The organism is Rhizobium sp. TRM96647 (genome assembly GCF_025780115.1).
In the GTDB taxonomy this organism is placed as follows: domain Bacteria; phylum Pseudomonadota; class Alphaproteobacteria; order Rhizobiales; family Rhizobiaceae; genus Mycoplana.
Window position 1 is genome coordinate 58,092 of sequence record NZ_JAOXHF010000014.1, and the last position, 19,232, is coordinate 77,323.

12 protein-coding genes are annotated in these 19,232 nt (G+C 66.6%); 3 read left to right on the top strand and 9 right to left on the bottom strand.

What is annotated here, in order from left to right:
- Window positions 1-246: 246 nt before the first annotated feature.
- The 5 genes from OCK02_RS21685 to OCK02_RS21705 all read right to left on the bottom strand — a co-directional run bounded on the left by OCK02_RS21685 (window position 247) and on the right by OCK02_RS21705 (window position 5,614).
- Complete coding sequence (locus OCK02_RS21685; RefSeq protein ID WP_263814827.1) at window positions 247-1,161, bottom strand: SMP-30/gluconolactonase/LRE family protein; 915 nt, start codon at window positions 1,159-1,161, stop codon at window positions 247-249.
- An 18-nt stretch (window positions 1,162-1,179) separates the two neighbouring features.
- Window positions 1,180-2,130 carry an ABC transporter permease gene (locus OCK02_RS21690; RefSeq protein WP_263814828.1) on the bottom strand — a complete coding sequence of 317 codons (951 nt, stop codon included), beginning with the start codon at window positions 2,128-2,130 and terminating at the stop codon, window positions 1,180-1,182.
- Window positions 2,127-3,074: an ABC transporter permease gene (locus OCK02_RS21695; protein WP_263814829.1), complete on the bottom strand. Its 948-nt coding sequence runs from the start codon at window positions 3,072-3,074 to the stop codon at window positions 2,127-2,129. The genes OCK02_RS21690 and OCK02_RS21695 overlap by 4 nt, the downstream gene beginning before the upstream one ends.
- Entirely contained in the window at window positions 3,071-4,525 is a 1,455-nt protein-coding gene (locus OCK02_RS21700) for a sugar ABC transporter ATP-binding protein (RefSeq protein WP_263814830.1), read from the bottom strand. Before OCK02_RS21700 ends, OCK02_RS21695 begins: the two co-directional genes overlap by 4 nt.
- 72 nt (window positions 4,526-4,597) lie before the next feature.
- On the bottom strand, window positions 4,598-5,614 hold the full coding sequence (locus OCK02_RS21705) for an ABC transporter substrate-binding protein (RefSeq protein ID WP_263814831.1): 1,017 nt from the start codon (window positions 5,612-5,614) through the stop codon (window positions 4,598-4,600).
- 306 nt (window positions 5,615-5,920) lie between these two features.
- Between OCK02_RS21705 and OCK02_RS21710 the strand changes: the two genes are divergently transcribed.
- A complete protein-coding gene (locus OCK02_RS21710) occupies window positions 5,921-7,174 on the top strand; it encodes a sensor histidine kinase (protein WP_263814832.1) in 1,254 nt (417 codons plus the stop codon).
- Window positions 7,171-7,893, top strand: a complete 723-nt coding sequence (locus tag OCK02_RS21715) for a response regulator transcription factor (protein ID WP_230808871.1) — start codon at window positions 7,171-7,173, stop codon at window positions 7,891-7,893. The genes OCK02_RS21710 and OCK02_RS21715 overlap by 4 nt, the downstream gene beginning before the upstream one ends.
- A 77-nt stretch (window positions 7,894-7,970) precedes the next feature.
- Here the strand turns inward: OCK02_RS21715 and OCK02_RS21720 are convergent, their stop codons facing one another.
- From OCK02_RS21720 to OCK02_RS21735, 4 genes are all read right to left on the bottom strand, one after another.
- Window positions 7,971-12,605 (bottom strand): hypothetical protein, encoded by a 4,635-nt coding sequence (locus tag OCK02_RS21720; RefSeq protein ID WP_263814833.1) that lies wholly within the window; start codon window positions 12,603-12,605, stop codon window positions 7,971-7,973.
- A gap of 200 nt (window positions 12,606-12,805) precedes the next feature.
- Window positions 12,806-15,985 carry an efflux RND transporter permease subunit gene (locus OCK02_RS21725; RefSeq protein ID WP_263814834.1) on the bottom strand — a complete coding sequence of 1,060 codons (3,180 nt, stop codon included), beginning with the start codon at window positions 15,983-15,985 and terminating at the stop codon, window positions 12,806-12,808.
- Window positions 15,986-16,116: 131 nt separating this feature from the next.
- Window positions 16,117-17,298, bottom strand: coding sequence for an efflux RND transporter periplasmic adaptor subunit (locus tag OCK02_RS21730; protein ID WP_263814835.1), 1,182 nt, complete (start codon window positions 17,296-17,298; stop codon window positions 16,117-16,119).
- Window positions 17,299-17,344: 46 nt separating this feature from the next.
- On the bottom strand, window positions 17,345-18,157 hold the full coding sequence (locus OCK02_RS21735; protein WP_263814879.1) for an alpha/beta hydrolase fold domain-containing protein: 813 nt from the start codon (window positions 18,155-18,157) through the stop codon (window positions 17,345-17,347).
- 162 nt (window positions 18,158-18,319) lie between these two features.
- Between OCK02_RS21735 and OCK02_RS21740 the strand changes: the two genes are divergently transcribed.
- Window positions 18,320-19,222: a LysR family transcriptional regulator gene (locus OCK02_RS21740; RefSeq protein WP_263814836.1), complete on the top strand. Its 903-nt coding sequence runs from the start codon at window positions 18,320-18,322 to the stop codon at window positions 19,220-19,222.
- The last annotated feature ends 10 nt before the right edge of the window (window positions 19,223-19,232 follow it).

Sequence of the window (19,232 nt, forward strand, 5' to 3'; positions counted from 1 at the left end):
TCTATGCCGAAATTTCAGCGCGGGCGGCACACATCGCCAAGAGTGATAGCATAGTGCTCCAACGTCTCGTTTGCGTGACATCAATCGACAGCCGGAATGGCGCGTGGCCTGCCCGGCCGGCCAGGAAGCGGGAATTTGAACTGCGGTGCGCAGTAGACCCCATCCGGCGGTCAAGGGTCAAGTGAACCGCCGGCACGGAAGTGTACCGGTCGGCCAGGCCGACCGGCTAAGGCCGAAAATCGAACGTCACGGAACCTGGGCGCCGGTCGCGGTGACGTAGATCGAATAGAGCGAATTGGTCGCGGCGATGAAGAGGCGGTTGCGCCTCGGGCCGCCGAAAGTCAGGTTTGCCACGGTCTGCGGCACCAGGATCTTGCCGAGGCGCGTTCCGTCGGCGGCGAAGCAATGCACCCCGTCGCCCGCGCTGGACCAGAGATTGCCGGCGGTGTCGGTGCGGATGCCGTCCGGTATGCCCTTGTCGATCACGGCAAAGACGCGGTCGTTGGCGAGCCGACGCCCGTCCACGACGTCGAAGGCGCGGATATGGCGCGGAAGCACGTCGTCATGGCTTGCGCCGGAATCCGCCACATAGAGAATCGTCTCGTCCGGCGAGAAGGCGAGGCCGTTCGGCTGGTTGAAGTCAGTGACGACGGCATCGATCTCGCCGGTCGCCGGGTCCAGCCGGTAGACGTTGCGCGTCGCCTGCTCGGGCTCGGACCTGTAGCCCTCGTAGTCGGAGAGGATGCCGTAGGTCGGATCGGTGAACCAGACGGTGCCGTCCGAGCGGACCACGACATCGTTCGGCGCGTTGAGCTTCTTGCCCTGATGACTGTCGGCCAGCACCGTGATCGAACCGTCCACTTCGGTTCGCGTCACCCGACGCGTTCCGTGTTCGCAGGAAACTAGCCGCCCCTGCCGGTCGCGCGTATGGCCGTTGGCGAAATTCGACGGCTGGCGATAGACGGACACGCCGCCCTCCGGCGTCCAGCGCAGCATGCGCTGGTTGGGAATATCGCTCCAGAGAAGCTGGTTCGCATCGTTGAACCAGACGGGCCCTTCCGCCCAGCGGCAGCCGGAATAGAGTTCTTCCAGTCGGGCGCTCGAAACGATCAGGTGGACGAAGCGCGGATCGTGGATTTCGTAGAGGCTGTCTCGGGCCATGGTCGGATCGTCCTGGAACTAGCGCGTGCCCGGCTGGCGGCCGCCGGCGAGCAGGATGACGCTGATGATGATGAGCCCGGTCATGACGAGGCGGATGCCCGCGCCGAGACCGTAGGTGTTGAGCATGGACACGACCAGGAACATGAAGAGCGAGGCGCCCCATATGCCCGGCACGTTGGAATCGCCGCCGGCGACCGCCGTGCCGCCGATGACCACGACGGCGATCGACATCAGCAGGTATTCGGAGCCCATGTTCAGGGCCGCCCCGCCGGAGAAGCAGGCGAGCAGGTAGCCGGCAAGCGAGGCGAGGACGGCGCAGAAGACGTAGGTGGCAAAGCGCGTGCCGTCGACCGGGATCCCGGCCATCCGGGCGGCCGGCATGGTCTGGCCGATTGCCGAGATCCAGCGGCCGTAGATCGTCTTCTCCAGAAGGAACCAGGCGAAAAGCGAGATGAGCAGCGCGACGATGGCGACGTTCGGGATGCCGAGCGTGGCGGAGGTCGTGAACTCGGCGAGAACGCTCGGCGGCTTGATGCGAAGCCCACGGTTGGTCCAGATCGCCGTCGACTGGATGATGAAGCTCATCGACAGCGTGGCGATGATCGGCGGAATGCGCAGCGCCTTGATGAGGGCGTAGTTGCCGATTCCGACCGCGATCCCGATCCCGACAGCGACCAGCAGGCCCGGAACGATCATGGCGTTGTCGACGTCCATCAGCTTCAGCGCCACCGTGCCGGCCAGCGTCATCGTGGCGGGGACGGAGAGGTCGATGTTGCCGGGGCCGAGCGTGATGACGAACATCTGGCCGATGCCGACGATGATCGAGAAGGCCGCGAAGGTGAGCGCCGCCTGCGAGAGGCCGAACGTGCTCGCCCCGCCAGTGACGAAGATGGTGGCGAACCAGACGACGAAGGCCGCGAACCACGACCAGATCCAGGGTTTTTGCGAAAGCCGCGCGATTGCCGTCATCGCCCTTTCTCCCGGTTTTCGACGCGCCTGAGCAGCAGGCGAAGGGCCAGCACGACGATGAGGATCGCGCCCTGCGCGCCGATCTGCCAGTCGGGCGAGATCCGCAGGAACGACAGGAAGGATCCGGCCAGCGTCAGGGTGAGGGCGCCGATCACCGCGCCGACCGGCGACACCCGGCCACCGATGAACTCGCCGCCGCCGAGGATCACGCCGGCGATCGACAGCAGCGTGTAGCGAAGAGCGATATTGGCGTCCGCGGACGTTGTCAGTCCGACGAGCGCAATGCCGGCAAGCACGGCGAAGATGCCCGCCAGCCCATAGGCCGCGGCCCGGGTGGCGACCACCGACCAGCCGGCCCGCTCGACCGAGCGCTGGTTGCCGCCGACACCGCGGATCAGCACACCGAGCGAGGAGCGCATGACGACGAGATGGGCGACGATCGCGATGACGATGCTGGCGACGATCGCCATCGGCGCCACGGGCGGCTTCATCGTCATCAGCGCGCGCGCCCAGTCCGGCGCCTGCCCGCCGGGGGCCGGCAGGAGCAGCACGGCAAGGCCGGCCCAGACGAAGCTCATGCCGAGCGTCACGACGATCGAGGGCAGGTCGCGCAGGTAGATCACCACGCCCAAAACGGCATAGACCGCCACAGCGCCGGCCAGGATCAGCACCCCGACAAGCGGCGCGTCGCGCAGGAAGGTGGCGGTCACGCAGGCGACGAAGCTGACGAAGGTGCCCATCGACAGGTCGAGGTCGTTCACCGACATGATCAGCATCTGCGCGATCGTGGCGAGCGCGATCGGCACGGCGAGGTTGAAGAGCAGGTTGAGACCGACATAGCTCATCGCCCGCGGCTGCAGCCAGAACACGGCGGCGAGCAGGACCGTCAGTGACAGGGCCGGGATCGCCAGCCGGAGCGCATCGGCGGATATCCAGCGCTTCATGCGGCCGCCCCCGCGAAGGAGGCGGCGAGGATGTTGTCCTCGGTGATGGCCTCGCCGGCCAGTTCGGCGACGATCGCGCCCTCCCGGAAGACATAGACGCGGTCGCAGAGGCGGACTTCCTCCATTTCCGTCGAATACCAGACGAAAGTGCGCCCGGCTTCCGCCTCCTGGCGCACGATCTCGTAGACCTCCTGCTTCGTGCCGACGTCGACGCCGCGCATCGGGTCGTCCATCAGCACGACCGGGGCGCGCGTCGAAAGCGCCCGGGCGAACAGCACCTTCTGCTGGTTGCCGCCCGAGAGCGACAGGATACGGTTTTCCATGTCCTGCGTGCGGATCTCGATCCGCCGCTTCCATTCCGCCCCGCGTCCGGCCTCCGCACCCGTATCCAGCACGCCCCGCCGCGCGACGCCGTCGAGCGAGGCGATCGACAGGTTCTTCAGGATGCTCCAGAGTTCGAATACGCCGTTCAGCCGGCGGTCGCCGGCCACGAACGTCACCAGCGGATCGCGCCGCGGCAACCAGTCGCCGCTGTTGGCCGCGTGCAGCGCCATCAGCATTTTCGTCTGGCCGTGCCCCGCAAGCCCCGCAAGCCCGACGATTTCCCCGCGCGCTGCCCGGAAGGGCAGGCCGCGGCCGACCTGCTCGAGAGCGATCGGCGCGCCTGTGAGATCGCGCGCCCGGCGGCGATGGGCGTCGCCCTTGACCACGCTGCCCATGGCTTCGACGAGGCTCACCTCGCTGAATGCCGCTGGGGGACGTTCGGCAACGATGCGGCCGTCCTTCATCACGACGATACGGCTCGCCGTCGTCAGGACCTCGTGCAGGATATGCGAGATGAAGACGACAGCACCTCCGGCCGCGACGAAGCGGCGGACATGGTCCAGCATCTGCTCGGCGAGGCTGGCGTCGAGCGAGGAGGTCGGTTCGTCCAGGATCACCAGTCTCGGGGCGATGCCGGCGTCGGAGAAGGCCATGGCGATCTCCACCATCTGCCGCTCGGCGATCGACAGTTCGCCGACCGTCCTGTCGCTGGCGATGCCGTGACCCGGGAAGACCGTATCCAGGCTCTTTTCGATCACCTGCCTTGCCCGCTGACGCCAGCCGAAGCCGCCGAGCGTACGGTGCATGACGCGCGTGTTCTCGACGATCGTGAGATTGGGGCAGAGCGAGAGTTCCTGGAAGACGCAGCGCACGCCCCGTGTCCGGGCGGCATTGATGCCGTAGTTCGCAACGACCTCGCCATCGCCGGAAACCGTCCCCTGGTGCGGTGTCAGTCCGCCGTTGATGACGCTGACGATGGTGGACTTGCCGGCACCGTTGTGGCCGACGAGGCCGACGCATTCGCCGGGCATGATCGCAAGCGTCACGCCGTCGAGCGCCTTGACCGCGCCGAAGCTCACCTTGGCGCCATCGACCTCGATCACCGCCTTGCGTCTGTCACCCGTCATCGCTGCCGTCTTCTGCTGCAGGAAAATCGGCCGCGCGGCACGATAGCGCCGCGCGGCCAGCTCCGGAGATCCCTAGTTGGCGGCCTCGATGACCTTGAGCGCGTCTTCCTGCGAGTACTCCACGTTGGCGACGCCGCCGGCCTGGGTGTTGGCGAGGTTCTGTTCGAGGTTATCCTGGTCGATGCGCAGGAACGGCACCACGAGGTCCTTCTTCACCTCCTTGCCATCGAGGATCTGCTGGGCGACCCAGAAGGCGAGGGTGGACACGCCCGGCGCGATCGAGACCGACATGGTCTCATAGCCATTGGCGTCCTTCTGTTCCTTCCACCATTTCAGCTCGTCCTCGCGGTTGCCCATGACGATCACCGGCATCGGCCGCTTGGCAGCCGCGATCGCCTGTGCGGCGCCGTAGCCGTCGCCGCCCTGGGTGACCACGCCGACAACCTCCGGCAGGCTCGGCAGGATGCCGGCCACGGCCTTCTGCGCCACGTCCTGCGCCCAGTCGCCATGGACCGAACCCGCGACCTTGAACTGCGGAAACTGCTTCACGCCCTCGTGGATGCCCGCGGAGATCTCGTCGTCGACGAAGACGCCGGCAAGGCCGCGGATCTCGAGCAGATTGCCGCCCTCGGGCACCTTCTTGGAAAGATACTCGACCTGGCTGCGGCCCATCTCCTTGAAGTCGACGGCGATGCGCCAGGCACAGGGCTCGGTCACGATGCCGTCGAACGAGACGACCGTGATGCCCGCGTCGCAGGCTTCCTTGACGGCACCGTTCAGGGCCGTCGGCGAGGCGGCGTTGATCACGATCGCGTCATAGCCCTGCAGGATCATGTTCTGGATCTGCGCCGCCTGCTCGGTCGCCTGGTTCTCGGCGGTGGTGAACGGATCGGCGGCCGCAACGACGCCGGTCTTCACGGCCTCGCCGGTGACCTTGTCCCAGCTCGTCAGCATGGCCTGGCGCCAGGAGTTTCCGGCGTAGTTGTTGGAGAGCGCGATCTTCTTTCCGGACGTATCGGCGAACGCGGTCATGGGCATGGCGGCGCACGCGACGGCGACCGATGCCAGCAGCATCTTGCGAATTGTCATGTCATCCTCCCTCAGGGATCCGTCCTTCGACCGGATCGCTTCATCGCCGGCGTCCAATGCGCAAGCCGATGAAAATTGTTCTTGCACTGAGCTTCCTCCTCTCAGTAAGGGCAGGATGAGCGAGAACGGGCGGTCTGTATAGGCGGCATGCGGCAAGTTGTTTGCGGGGATTGCGCGACAAGTTGCGGTTTCATGCAGGACGCGCGCAGCCCTTTGGCGCTTACTGGGAGATGCTGTCGCGGCGTTGAGGAGCGCACGGTCCAGAACCTGGTTCGGGTCCGGGCGACGGCGGGAGGAATTGCCGACATGCTGCACATGGCGCCGGCCGCACTGGTCGATCACTATCTCGGTATTTCCCGGCTGCTCGCCGGCCAGCTCGATTTCCGCTCGGCGATCCGGGCGGTCGCCGCCGAAGTGGCACACATCATCCCGCACGACCATCTCGACGTCTGCATGCTGATGGTGGACGGCAACTACCATACGGCCTACGAGACCGGCATGGACACCGCCTGGGGCGACGTCGCCTCCGCGCCGGTCGCCAACAGCCCGATCCGCTCGCTGCTGCGGGGCGAGGTCGACTACATGCTGACCGACGACGCCATGGCCGATCCGCGCTTCCATTTCGAGGGCGCCTTCAAGCGGCCGATCGTCGAGCAGACCCTGCGCAGCCGGCTGCACGTGCCGCTGAAGGTGCAGGGCACCATCATCGCGGCGCTCAGCTGTTCGTCGCAGAAGCCGGCGATCTACACGATGGAGGACGTCGACCGGGCGTGCATCATCGCCGATCTGCTGGCGCCCTATTTCTTCGCCCTGCGCGCGGCCGGGCAGGCGCAGCAGTCGGCGATCGTCGAGGCCGAGGCGCGGGCGCGCGAGGAGGGGCTGCGCCAGGGAGCGCTGAAGCTGACCGAGGCGCTGGAGCAGGAGCGCCAGCGCATCGGCATGGACCTCCACGACCAGACACTGGCCGACCTCACCCGGCTGTCGCGACGGATCGACCGACTGGTCAATTCGGGCGAACTGACTGGGGCAGCACTCGAACCCGTCGCGCGCGGCCTGCAGCACTGCATGCAGGACCTGAGGCAGATCATCGAGGAGGCAAAGCCTTCGGTGCTGCAGCTCTTCGGCCTCGCCCAGGCGCTGGAGAACCATCTCGACCGATCGGTCCGCGACAGCGGCACGCCGATCGAGTGGGCGCTGGTCGACGACACCGCGGGCGCGCTCGACGGCCTGGAGCCGACGGTCAGCGTCGCGCTCTTCCGCATCACCCAGGAGGCGATCAACAATGCCGTCCGCCACGCCCAGCCGATGTCTATCACCGTGCGGCTGCGGGTCGTCGGCGGCCAGGTCGAGATCGAGACATCGGACGACGGCTGCGGCGTGGCCGACAGGCGCGGGCGCATCGGCGGCGGTATCGACAATATGAAGACGCGGGCGCGGCTCATTTCGGCGAAATTCGCAATCGGCCTCGGACGCGGCAATCGCGGCACGACGGTTGCGGTACAACTACCGCTCTGCCGGCCCGGCGTGGACGACGAAGCATCGATGAAGGACGCGCAATGAAGGTTCTGATCGTAGAGGACGACCCGCTGCACCGCTCGTATCTGCACGAGGCGGTCAGTTCGGCCCTTCCCGAATGCGACACGGTGATCGAGGCCGAAAACGGCATCGCCGGCGAAAGGCTCGCGAGAGACCATCGCTCCGCCCACATCGTCATGGACCTGCAGATGGCGAGCCGCAACGGCATCGAGGCCGCCCGCGCCATCTGGAAGGAGCGGCCCGAGACGCGCATCCTGTTCTGGTCCAACTATTCCGACGAGGCCTATGTGCGTGGCGTCTCCCGCATCGTCCCGGACGGTGCGGCCTACGGATACGTGCTGAAGTCGGCCTCCGACGAGCGGCTGAAACTGGCGCTGCGCTCGATCTTCATCGAAAGCCAGTGCGTGATCGACCGGGAGGTGCGCGGCCTCCAGCAGAAGAGCCTCAGCCACGCCCGCAGCTTCACCGATTCCGAATATGAGGTGCTTGTCGACATCGCGCTGGGCCTGACCGATCGCGCCATCGCACGGCGGCGGAACCTGTCGCTGCGCAGCGTGCAGAACCGGTTGCAGCATCTCTATGACAAGCTGGAGGTCTACCAGACCACCGCCGCCGACCCGGACGACAGCCGCTTCAACCTACGCGCACGCGCCGTTACCGTCGCGTTCCTGAGGAAGCTGCTGAACTACAGCGCCCTTGAACGCGCCGAAGCGGAACTGCAGGACTGGCTGAAGGAACAATAGGACCGAGCCGCGGCCAGGCTCCGGCCCGGCGTGCGCAACCGTGACCCGGCCCGCTTACGCGGGCCGGGTACAGGTCGTCAGAAGGCCTCGTAGGCTGCGATGATGGCCGCGATCTGCTGCGAGCTCAAGGCTTCCACCTGCGTGGTCGTGATCGCCTCCAGCTGTTCGCGCCTCAGGCTCTTGATGTTCATCACCGACAGCCCGGAGAGCGCGCTCGTGCTCATCGATGCGATGTCCTCGGTCGAGAACGTCCTCAGGTTGTCGGAGCTGAGGGCGGCCAGTTGCTCCGCGGTGAGACCGGCGACCTGGGCAGGCGTCAGGGCTTCGGCCTGTGCCGTGCTGAGCGCCGCGATCTGTGCCGTCGTCAGGCCGGCGATGGCCTTCGGCGTCAGGGCGGCGATCTGTTCGGTGGAGAGCGCAGGGATCTTGTCGGTCCCGAGCGCTGCGACCTGCAAGGCGTTCAGCGCACCGATCTGCCCCGGGGTCAGGGCGCTGATCTGGTCGGCGCTCAAGGCCTTCAGCTGATAGTAGGTCAGGCTCGAGATCTGTCCCGGCGTCAGGGCCGTCAGTTGCTCGTGATCAAGGGCTGCGATGTTCTCGGGCGACAGTCCCGTGATCGCAGCCGCGGTGATGGCAGCGATGTCGCCCGGAGAGAACGTCGCGAGATCGTCCGGGCCGAGCGCTGCGACCTGCGTCGCGGTCAGGGCGCCGATCTGGCTGGTGGTCAGCGCATCGACCTGCGCCGGGGTCAAGGCGCCGATCTGCGACGCGGTCAGGCCCGGAATGGCCTTCGTATCGAGGGCCGCGATCTGCTCGAGCGAAAGGGCGGCGATCCCCGCGCTCGTCAGCGCCGCGACCTGCGTTGCGCTCAGCGCCCGCACCTGCGCCGTCGTAAGGTTTCCGACCTGTTCCGGCGAAAGCGTCGCGATCAGCTCGGGCTTAAGCGCCGCGATCTGTGCCGTCGTCAGGCTGGCGACCTGTTCGGAGCTCAGGGACGCAAACTGCCCGGCCGACAGCCCCGCAATGCCGGCGGGACTGATCGCCGCCAGGTCAGCTGCCGAAAACGTCGCCAGATCCTCGGCGCTGAACGCTGCGACCTGCGTGGCCGTCAGCGCGGCGAGTTGCGTGGTCGTGAGTGCGTCCACCTGCGTCGGCGTCAGCGCGGCAATCTGCTCTGCGGTCAGTCCTGCGACCGTCTTCGGGTTCAGGGCCGCGATCTGCTCGGTGGAGAGCTCGGCGATCCGGTCCGGCGACAGCGCGGCGATCTGGGCCGCGGTGAGGGCGCCGATCTGGGCCGTCGAAAGCGCCGCCAGTTGCGCGGCGGTCAGGGATTGAACCTGGCTCGGCTTGAGCGCGGCGATCTGGGCCACGGTCAACGCCTTCACCTGCTCGATGGGAAGCCCGGAGAGATTCTCGTTCGAAAGCCCGGGGATGGCACCCGTGCCGATCGCCGGAATCTCGTCGGGCGAGATCGTCGCCAGTTGCTCAGGCGTCAGCGCACCGAGCTGGGTCGCGGTCAGGGCCGCGATCTGGGCGGCCGTGAACGCATCGACCTGGCTCGGAGCCAGGCCTGCGATCTGGTCTGCCGTCAATCCCGGGATCGCCTTGGCGCTCAGGGCGGCGCTCTGGTCGATGGAAAGGGCGGCGACGGCCTCGACCGGCAGGGCGGCAACCTGCGTGGCGCTCAGCGCCGCAACCTGTCCCGGCGACAGGACCTGCACCTGGGCCACGGTCAGGGCCCCGACCTGGGCGGGCTTCAGGGCGGCGATCTGATTGGGGGTCAGCGACGCGATCTGGTCGAGATTGAGTGCAGCGATGTTCTCGGGCGTCAGACCGGAGATCGCGCCTGCGGGGATCGCCGCGATTTCCTCGGGCGTGAAGGTCGCAAGGTCGTCCGCCTCCAGGGCTGCGACCTGCGCCGCAGTCATCCCGCCGATCTGGGCCGCCGTGAAGGCCTCGGTCTGCTCGGGGCTCAGGGCGGCAACCTGCGCGGCCGTGAAGCCGCTGATCGACTTGACGTTCAATGCGGCGATCTGCTCGGCCGAGAGCGCCTTGACGCTCTCGATTCCCAGCGCCGCCACCTGGGTGGCGCCAAGGGCACGGACCTGCCCGACCGTCAGCGCCTCGACCTGCGTCGGCGAGAACGCCGCGACCTGGGCCGGTTTCAGCGCCGCAATCTGCGTCGGCGTCAGGGCGGCGATCTGCTCGGGGCTCAGAAGGGCAATATTGGCGGCCGAAAGGCCGGTGATCGCCTTGGCGTTGATGGCGGCGATGTCTGCCGGCGAGAACGTGGCCAGATCCTCCGGCTCGAGCGCGGCCAACTGGGCCGCACTCAGGCCGCCCACCTGGGTGGCCGTCAGGGCCTCCGCCTGCACCGGCGACAGGGCCGCGATCTGGGCGGCAGTGAGCCCTGCGATCGCCTTGGTGGTCAGGGCGGCAATCTGCTCCGGGGAAAGCGCCTGGATATTCTCGACGCCGAAAGCTGCAACCTGGGCTGCGGTCAGGGCACTGACCTGGGTCGGTTTCAGGGCCGCCATGTGGCTCGGCGACAGCGCTGCGACCTGCGTGGGTTTCAGCGCGGCGATCTGGACGGCCGACAGCGCGGACACCTGCTCCGCCGACAGCAGGGCGACGTTTGCCGGGCTCAGCCCGGGCAGGGCCTTCGGACTGATCGCGGCGATATCCTGCGGCGAGAAGGTCGCGAGCGCCTCGGCGCTCAACGCCGCAAGCTGGGTGGAGGTGAGCGCACTGATCTGCGACGTAGACAGGGCATCGATCTGCTCGGGGGAGAGGGCTGCGACCTGGGCTGCGGTCAGGCCCGCGATCGCCCGCGTGGTGAGCGCTGAAATCTGCTGTTCGGACAGTGCACCGATCCGGTCGGCAGGCACGGCCGCGATCTGCGCAGCACTCAGGGCACCGATCTGCGCCGGCGACAGCTGCTCCAGCTGTGCCGACGACAGGGCGCCGATCTGGTTGGCCTTCAGGGCCGTCATCTGGGCCGGCGTCAGCGCGGAGACCTGTTCCAGGGTCAAGGCGGCGACATCCTCGGGCGACAGGCCGGACAATGCGGCGGCACCGATCGCCTTGATCTGGGTAGGCGACAGGCTTTCGATCTGTTCGACACTGAGCGCTGCTATCTGCTTGGAACTGAGATAGGCCACCTGCTGCGTCGTCAGCGATCCCGTCTGCGCAGGCGTCAGGGCAGCGATCTGCGTTGGCGTCAGTCCGGCGACCGCCCTGGGGCTCAGCGCCGCAAGCTGGTCCACAGAAAGGGTGGCGACCTTGTCGGCCGGCAGGGCGGAGACCTGCGCGGCACTCAGGGTGCGGATCTGGGTCGTCGTCATCACTTCCAGCTGCGACGTGGTTAGAGCCGCGATCTGGCTGGGCTTCAACGCCGCGACCTGGGACGTCGTCAGGGCGGAGACCTGCTCCAGCGTCAGGGCCGCGACATTGTCGGCGGACAGCCCCGAAAGGGCGACGGGCGTGATCGAGGCGATCTTGTCGGCCGAGAAGGTCGCCAGTTGCTCCGGCGTCAGCGCTGCGATCTGCTTGGCGTTCAGCCGCGCCACCTGCGCCTTCGTCAGCGCCTCGGTCTGCTCGGAGCTCATGGACGAGATCTGGGCAGCGGTGAGGCCGGCGAGGGCATTACCGCTGATCGCTGCGATCTGCTCGGCGGAAAATGCCGCAATGCTGCTGATCGGCAGGGCAGCGAGTTGCGTCGATTTCAGGGCGGACACCTGCGCGGTCGACAACGCACCCACCTGATCGGCGGTCAGCGCGGCGATCTGGCCCGTGCCCATCGCCCCGATCTGGGCAGGCGTCAGCGCAGAAACCTGTTCCAGGCTCAGGGTGGCGACATTCGCCGCGCTGAGACCGACGATAGCCTTCGTGCTGATCGCCTTCATCTCGGCGGCGGAGAAGGTTCCCAGTTGCTCGGCGCTCAAGGCGCCGACCTGCTTCGAGCTGAGGCTGGCGATCTGCGTCGGCGTCAGCGCGTCCGTCTGCTCCAGGCTCAGGGCCGCGACCTGGCCGACGGTGAGGCCGACGACCGCCTTCGTGCTCAAAGCCGCGATCTGCTCCGGCGAGAACGCCGCCAGGCTCTCGGTCGGCAGGGCCGCGACCTGGGTGGCCGTGAGCGCACCGATCTGGGCGGCGCTGAGGACACCGATATGGGCCGGTGTCAGGGCGGCGATCTGGTCGGTCTTCAGGGCGGCGATCTGTGCCGGCGTCATCGCGGCCACCTGTTCCGGGGTCAGCGATGCCAACGTATCGGCCGACAGTCCGCGCAGCGCCGCCGGTGCAATGGCGGCGATGTCGGCGGCAGAGAAGGTGGCGAGATCCTCTTTGCTCAGCGCTCCGATCTGCGCCGCACTGAGGCTTGCGACCTGCGAGGCGGTCAGGGCTTCCGCCTGGGCGGTCGACAGGCCGACGATCTGCGTCGTGGTAAGCGCCGCCACCTGCGAGTTCGTCAGGTTTGCAATCTTGTCCGTCGAGATCGCCGCCAGCTGATCCAGATTCAGCCCGATCACCGCCTTCGGCGACAGGGCCGACATCTGCGTATCGCTCAGGCTTGCGACGACGTTTGCCGAGAGAGCCGCCACCTGCGACGAGGACAGCGCGCCGGCCTGCGCCGTGGTCAGGGCCGCTGCGTCCTCTTCGGTCCAGGCCGCAATGGTCGAGGCCGGAAGGGCCCTGATCTGGTTGATGCTCATGGAAGAAACGATCGACGTCATATCTGCAAAGCCCTCAAATCAAAATCGCGCAATACAACCGACGGTTCACGCCGCCGTGCCCTGCTTTAGAGACGCTGACTTGCCTGAGGCTGATTTTCGCGAATGGCGCAGAACGGAAAAACCCCGGGATGAGGACATCCCGGGGTCGCAGGCCCGACAAACGCTGAGGTTGTTCCGGTCTATTCCGCCGGCGCGGTCAGCAGGGTCGCCTCACCGGACTGTTTCAGGGGGCGATCGCCGGTCAGGCGGCGGACAAGTACGTAGAAGACCGGGGTCATGAAGATGCCGAACAGGGTGACGCCGATCATGCCAGAGAAGACGGCGATGCCCATGGCGGCCCGCATCTCCGCGCCCGCCCCGGTCGAGATGACGAGCGGCACGACCCCCATGATGAAGGCCGCTGAGGTCATCAGGATCGGCCGCAACCGCAGCCGGCTCGCCTCGATCGCCGCCTTGACCGGGGAACGGCCCTCGAATTCGAGCTCCCGGGCGAACTCGACGATCAGGATCGCGTTTTTCGCCGATAGCCCCACGAGCACGATCAGACCGATCTGGGTGAAGATGTTGTTGTCTCCGCCCGTGAGCCAGACGCCGGTCAGCGCCGCCAAGAGGCCCATCGGCACGATCAGGATAATCGCAATCGGCAGGGTGAGGCTTTCATACTGCGCCGCAAGCACCAGATAGACGAGCAGCAGCGCCAGCGGGAAGACGATCACGCCCGAATTGCCGGCCAGGATCTGCTGGTAGGTCAGGTCTGTCCACTCGAAGCCGATCCCCGGCGGCAGAGTCTCGTCGGCGATCCGCTCGACCGCCGCCTGTGCCTGTCCGGAGGAGAAACCCGGCGCCGGCCCGCCGTTGATGTCGGCGGCGAGGAAGCCGTTGTAGCGCGTGGTTCGCTCCGGCCCCGTGGTCGCCTCGACCTTCAAAAGCGTGGCGAGCGGGATCATTTCGCCTGACTGGGATCGGACCTTCAAGGCGCCGATGTCCTCCGCATGGGCGCGGAACCGCGCGTCCGCCTGAACGCGCACGCTGTAGGTACGGCCGAAGGCATTGAAGTCGTTGACGTAAAGCGAGCCGAGATAGATCTGCAGCGTCTCGAAGACGTCGGTCACCGACACGCCGAGCTGCTCCGCCTTCTCGCGGTCGAGGTCGGCGTAGAGCTGGGGCACGTTGATCTGGAAGCTCGAGAACAGGCCCGCGAGCTCCGGCGTCTGGTATGCTTGGTCGAGGAAGGCCTTGGTCGCCTCGTCCAGCGCCTGGTAGCCGAGACCGGCCCTGTCCTCGATCTGCAGCTTGAAGCCGCCGGTGGTGCCGAGCCCCTGGACGGGCGGCGGCGGGAACATCGCGATGAAGGCGTCCTGGATCGCCCCGAACTTCTGGTTCAGCTGCATGGCGATCGCGTCCGCGGACAACTCCGGCGTAGTGCGCTCCTCGAACGGGGCGAGGCCGACGAAGACGATCCCGGCATTCGAGCCGTTGGTGAAGCCGTTGATCGAGAGACCCGGAAACGCGATGGCGTGTTCCACGCCCGGCTGGGCAAGGGTGATCTCGCTCATCCGCTCGATCACGTCCTCGGTCCTGTCGAGGGTGGCCGCATCGGGCAGTTGTGCGAACCCGATCAGATACTGCTTGTCCTGCGCCGGCACGAAACCGCCGGGAACGGCCTGGAACAACTGATAGGTGGCCCCCAGCAGCACCAGGTATATCACCATGACGATGCTCTTGCGCGACAGGATCGCGCCCACCCCGCGGCCATAGGCACTGGAGCTCGCTCCGAACGCCCGGTTGAAACCGCGGAAGAACCAGCCGAGCGTCCGGTCCATGAAACGCGTGAACCAGTCCTTCTTGGCGTGGTGGTCCTTCAGGAGCAGCGCCGAAAGCGCCGGCGACAGCGTCAAAGAGTTGATCGCGGAGATCACCGTCGAGATCGCGATCGTCAGCGCGAACTGGCGATAGAACTGGCCGGTCAGGCCGGTGATGAAGGCGAGCGGCACGAACACGGCGACGAGCACGAGCGCAATTGCGATGATCGGGCCGGACACCTCGCGCATGGCGCGGTAGGTCGCCTCTCTCGGCGACAATCCGTTTTCGATGTTGCGCTCGACGTTCTCGACGACCACGATCGCATCGTCGACGACGATACCGATGGCCAGCACCAGCCCGAACAGGCTGAGCGCATTGATCGAGAAGCCGAAGACGTACATCACGCCGAAGGTGCCGATGATCGAGACCGGCACGGCGAGCAGCGGAATGATCGACGCGCGCCAGGTCTGCAGGAACAGGATCACGACGAGAACGACGAGCGCGATCGCCTCCAGCAGGGTGTGGACGACCTTGTCGATGGAGGCCCGCACGAACTGGGTGGTATCGTAGACGATATCGTAGCGCACGCCTTCCGGCATCGCGACCTGCAGCTCGTTCATCGTCGCCGTCACCTGGTCGGAGATCTCGATCGCGTTCGAGCCCGGCGCCTGGAAGACGGGGATCGCAACGGCGGCCTTGTTGTCGAGCAGCGAACGCAGCGAGTAGTCGGCGGCGCCGAGCTCGATGCGGGCGACGTCCTGCAGGCGGGTGATGGCGCCGTTCTGGCCGCTCTTGACGATGATGCGGCCGAATTCCTCCGGCGACTGCAGGCGGCCCTGCGCGTTGACAGAGAGCTGGAGGTCCAGCCCGTCGACGCTCGGCGACGCGCCGATCACGCCGGCTGCGGCCTGAACGTTCTGCTGGCGGATCGCCGCCACGACGTCGCTTGCCGCAAGCCCACGCTCGGCGGCCTTCTGCGGATCGATCCACACGCGCATGGAATAGTCGCCGGAACCGAAGATCTGCACCTGGCCGACGCCGTCGATACGGGCCAGCCGGTCCTTGACGTTGAGCACGGCATAATTGCGCAGGTAGGTGATGTCGTAGCGGTCGTCGGGCGAGCTGAGATGGATCACCATCATCAGGTCGGGCGAGCTTTTCACGGTGGTGATGCCCAGCGCGCGCACTTCGCTCGGAAGCCGCGGCTCGGCCTGGCTGACGCGGTTCTGCACGAGCTGCTGCGCCTTGTCGGGATCGGTGCCGAGCGCGAAGGTCACCGTCAGCGTCATGACACCGTCGGCGGTCGCCTGGCTCGACATGTAGAGCATGTCCTCGACGCCGTTGATCTGTTCCTCGAGCGGTGTCGCGACCGTCTCGGCGATCACCTTGGGGTTGGCGCCAGGATAGGTCGCCCGGACAACGACGGACGGCGGAACGACTTCGGGATATTCCGAGATCGGCAGGGACCGCATGCCGATCAGGCCGGCGATGACGATCAGCAGCGACAGCACGCCAGCAAAGACGGGGCGGTCGACAAAGAACCGTGAGATATTCATGGCGATACCCTCTCCAAAGGGCTGGACAAGGGACGCAAGGTCCCCGGCTTGCGGCCGGCGGCCACAGGCAAAGTGGAAAGATCGGGAATGCCGGCGGGCGCGGCCCGCCGGTCCTGGAAGCTACTGTGAGGCTACTGGGCTGCCGCGACTTCCGTCTGGGGGTCGACGACGACGCCGGCGCGGACGCGCTGCAAGCCGTTGACGATGATCCGGTCGCCAGGCGAAAGACCCTTCTCGACGATGCGCATGCCCTCCACCGACGCGCCGAGTTGGACCTGGCGGTAGGTGACGGTGTTGCCGTCATCGACGACGAAGACGAACTTCTTGTCCTGGTCCGTGCCGACGGCGCGTTCGCTGACCATCAGCCGGTCCTCGGCCTTCGGCTCGCCCAGGCGGATGCGGACGAACTGGCCGGGGATGAGACGGTTGCCGGGATTGTCGAAGACGGCGCGGACGCGGATGGTGCCGCTTTGCGCATCCACCTCGTTGTCGATGAGCTGGAGCTTGCCGACGAGCGGGGTGCCTTCGTCGCCAAGCGTGCCGATCTCGACCGGGACCTGGTCGATCGCAGCAAGCCCGGCCTCGGTCCCGGGAAGCTCGGCGAGCGTGCGCGCCACCAGTTCCTCGTTGGCGTTGAAGCTCGCATAGATCGGGCCGGAGGAGACCAGCGTCGTCAGGGCCGGGGAGACCGACCCTGCGGCGACGAGGTTGCCGGCGGTGATCTCCAGCTTGCCGACCCGCCCGGAGATCGGCGCGCGGATCTCGGTATAGCCGAGATCGAGGCGTGCGGTGGTCAATGCCGCCTCGGCCGCCTGCAGGTTGGCCAGCGCCTCGCTGCGAAGGCTCTGGCGCTGGGCGAAGTCGCTGTCGGAAATCGTGTTCTTCGCGACCAGCCTGCGGCCACGCTCGAGTTCCGTGTCGGCGAGGTCGAGCTTGGCGCGAGCCGAGGCGAGGAGGCCCTCGGCCTGGGCAACCGCCGCCTCGAAGGGCGCCGGGTCGATCTTCACGAGCAGGTCGCCGGCCTTGACGAGCGCACCTTCCCGGAAATGTGCCGACTGGATGGCACCGGCGACGCGAGAGCGGACCTCCACCCGGTCGACCGCCTCCAGCCTGCCGGAAAACTCCTGCCAGGTGGTGACGCTGCGCGGCTGGACGGCGACGACGGTGACCGGCACAGCCGGGGCCGGGGCGGCGGCCTCGGGCGTCGCATGCGCATCCGGGGTAAGATCGAGGTGCAAGGCTGCGCCGGAAACGGACGCAAAAATCCCCAGGCCGGCGCCCCACAGGGCCCAGCGTCTCTTGTTCGACGACATGGCTATCTCCTTGAAGTCCTAGATAGGACCGGTCTCTTGTCTCAAATCAGGAGGTCCTGCTCTGCAGTTCCCCGATAAAGTCTTCAAATTCCCTGCGCAGTTCGTCCGGGGGCGCACAGCCCTCCGCCCGGTCCGCGCCGTATATCTGCGTCCAGCCCCTGCAGGCCGGAAGTATGCGGCTCTTTACTCTGACGCCGGCGGCCGAGAGGCGAGCGGCGTAACCGGCCGCCTCGTCCCGCAGCGGGTCGTCCGCAGACGTCAGGATGAGTGCGGGAGCCACTCCTGACAAACGCGAACAGTGGCCCGGCGCGGCATAGGGGTGGCAATACCCCCCGCCGGAACCGAGATAGTGGTTCCAGCCTTCCGTCCACCTTTCCCGCATTCCGGCCCCGTCCGCCTCGCGGAAGGAGGCCGTGGCCATCAGCGGGTCGATCAGCGGCGACAGAAGGATCTGGCCGTCGATCTCGCCCGGCATTTGGTCGCGCGCCTTCAGCGCCACGCCCGCCGCCAGGTTGCCGCCGGCCTCTTCGCCGGCGACGAGCAGCAGCGAACGCTGGCTGCCGAACTGCTTGCGCTTGCCGCTCAGGCAACGCAACGCCGAAAAGGCGAACTCGAGCGCCTTCGGAAAGACGTTCTCCGAGGGCTTTGCATAGTCCGCCTCGACGACGACGGCACCGGAATTGGCGAACGACCTTGCAATCGGGCTTTCGCCATTCCTATCTCTGTCCAGAAAGGCGCCGCCGCTGAAATACAGGACGAGCGGTGGCGCCTTTGTGCGGGTGGCACTGTCGTAGATGCGGATCGGCATGTAGCGCTCCGCCGCACCGTCGACTTCCATGTCCCGCCATTCGCTGTTCATGGCTCTGGCCTTTCGCATACAACCTGCTTCCGGAAGGGAAGGGTGCCTGCTCAACTTGAATCCCATATGATTATTCCAGCCCGTCCGGATAAGGGCAAAAATATGGGCATCACTGTTCCATATTTCGAATAATAGTGCATTGCAGCGAAAAGGACTGCGGACTTGGACCAGCTTTCAGCGATGCGGGTATTCGTTCGGGTGGTGGAAACGGGCAATTTTTCGCGCGCCGCCACCGCTCTCAACATGCCCAAGACCACCGTCACCAATCTCATCCAGGGACTGGAGGCGCACCTGCGCACCACGCTTCTGAACCGTACCACGCGGCGGGTCATGGTGACCACCGACGGCGCGCTCTACTACGAACGGGCCACGCAGATCCTGTCCGAAATCGAGGAGTTGGACGGATCGCTCTCCCATTCGCAGGCCCAGCCGTCCGGTCGCCTGCGCGTCGAGATGGCCGGCGCCTTCGCCGACCTTCTGGTCGTTCCTGCGTTATGCGATTTTCACACGCGCTACCCGCAGATCCATATCGACCTCGGCGTCGGTGACCGCCTGGTGGACTATATCGCCGAGAACGTCGATTGCGCCCTGCGCGCCGGAACACCCAGCGACCAGTCGCTGATCGCGCGCAAGGTCTCGGAGATGCAGATGATCACCTGCGCGTCGCCTGACTATGTCGAAAGAAACGGCCTGCCGTCGGAACCGGAAGACCTGACGCGCGACGACCACTTCGCCGTCGGCTACCTCCAGGCCCAGGCCGGACGGATCCTGCCGATGGAATTCACCAGAAACGGCGAGACGAAGGAAATCGTGCCCCGCTACGTCGTGTCCGCCAATGACGCCCGCACCTACATGACCGCTATCCTGGCGGGGTTCGGCGTGGCGCAGGTGCCTCTCTTCATGGCCCGCGAGGCGCTTGCCGACGGGCGGCTGGTGCCGGTCCTGACGGACTGGACCTGCGAACCGCTCCAGCTCTACGTCGTCTATCCGCAGACCCGCCACCTGAGCAACAAGGTGCGCGTCTTCGTCGACTGGCTGGTCAAGCTCGTGCGGACCCTCGACTAGAGTTTGTCAG

Coding starts and splice junctions, on each gene's coding strand:
- OCK02_RS21685 (WP_263814827.1), bottom strand. CDS start 1,161: ATGGCCCGAGACAGCCTCTACGAAATCCACGATCCGCGCTTCGTCCAC.
- OCK02_RS21690 (WP_263814828.1), bottom strand. CDS start 2,130: ATGACGGCAATCGCGCGGCTTTCGCAAAAACCCTGGATCTGGTCGTGG.
- OCK02_RS21695 (WP_263814829.1), bottom strand. CDS start 3,074: ATGAAGCGCTGGATATCCGCCGATGCGCTCCGGCTGGCGATCCCGGCC.
- OCK02_RS21700 (WP_263814830.1), bottom strand. CDS start 4,525: ATGACGGGTGACAGACGCAAGGCGGTGATCGAGGTCGATGGCGCCAAG.
- OCK02_RS21705 (WP_263814831.1), bottom strand. CDS start 5,614: ATGACAATTCGCAAGATGCTGCTGGCATCGGTCGCCGTCGCGTGCGCC.
- OCK02_RS21710 (WP_263814832.1), top strand. CDS start 5,921: ATGCTGCACATGGCGCCGGCCGCACTGGTCGATCACTATCTCGGTATT.
- OCK02_RS21715 (WP_230808871.1), top strand. CDS start 7,171: ATGAAGGTTCTGATCGTAGAGGACGACCCGCTGCACCGCTCGTATCTG.
- OCK02_RS21720 (WP_263814833.1), bottom strand. CDS start 12,605: ATGAGCATCAACCAGATCAGGGCCCTTCCGGCCTCGACCATTGCGGCC.
- OCK02_RS21725 (WP_263814834.1), bottom strand. CDS start 15,985: ATGAATATCTCACGGTTCTTTGTCGACCGCCCCGTCTTTGCTGGCGTG.
- OCK02_RS21730 (WP_263814835.1), bottom strand. CDS start 17,298: ATGTCGTCGAACAAGAGACGCTGGGCCCTGTGGGGCGCCGGCCTGGGG.
- OCK02_RS21735 (WP_263814879.1), bottom strand. CDS start 18,157: ATGAACAGCGAATGGCGGGACATGGAAGTCGACGGTGCGGCGGAGCGC.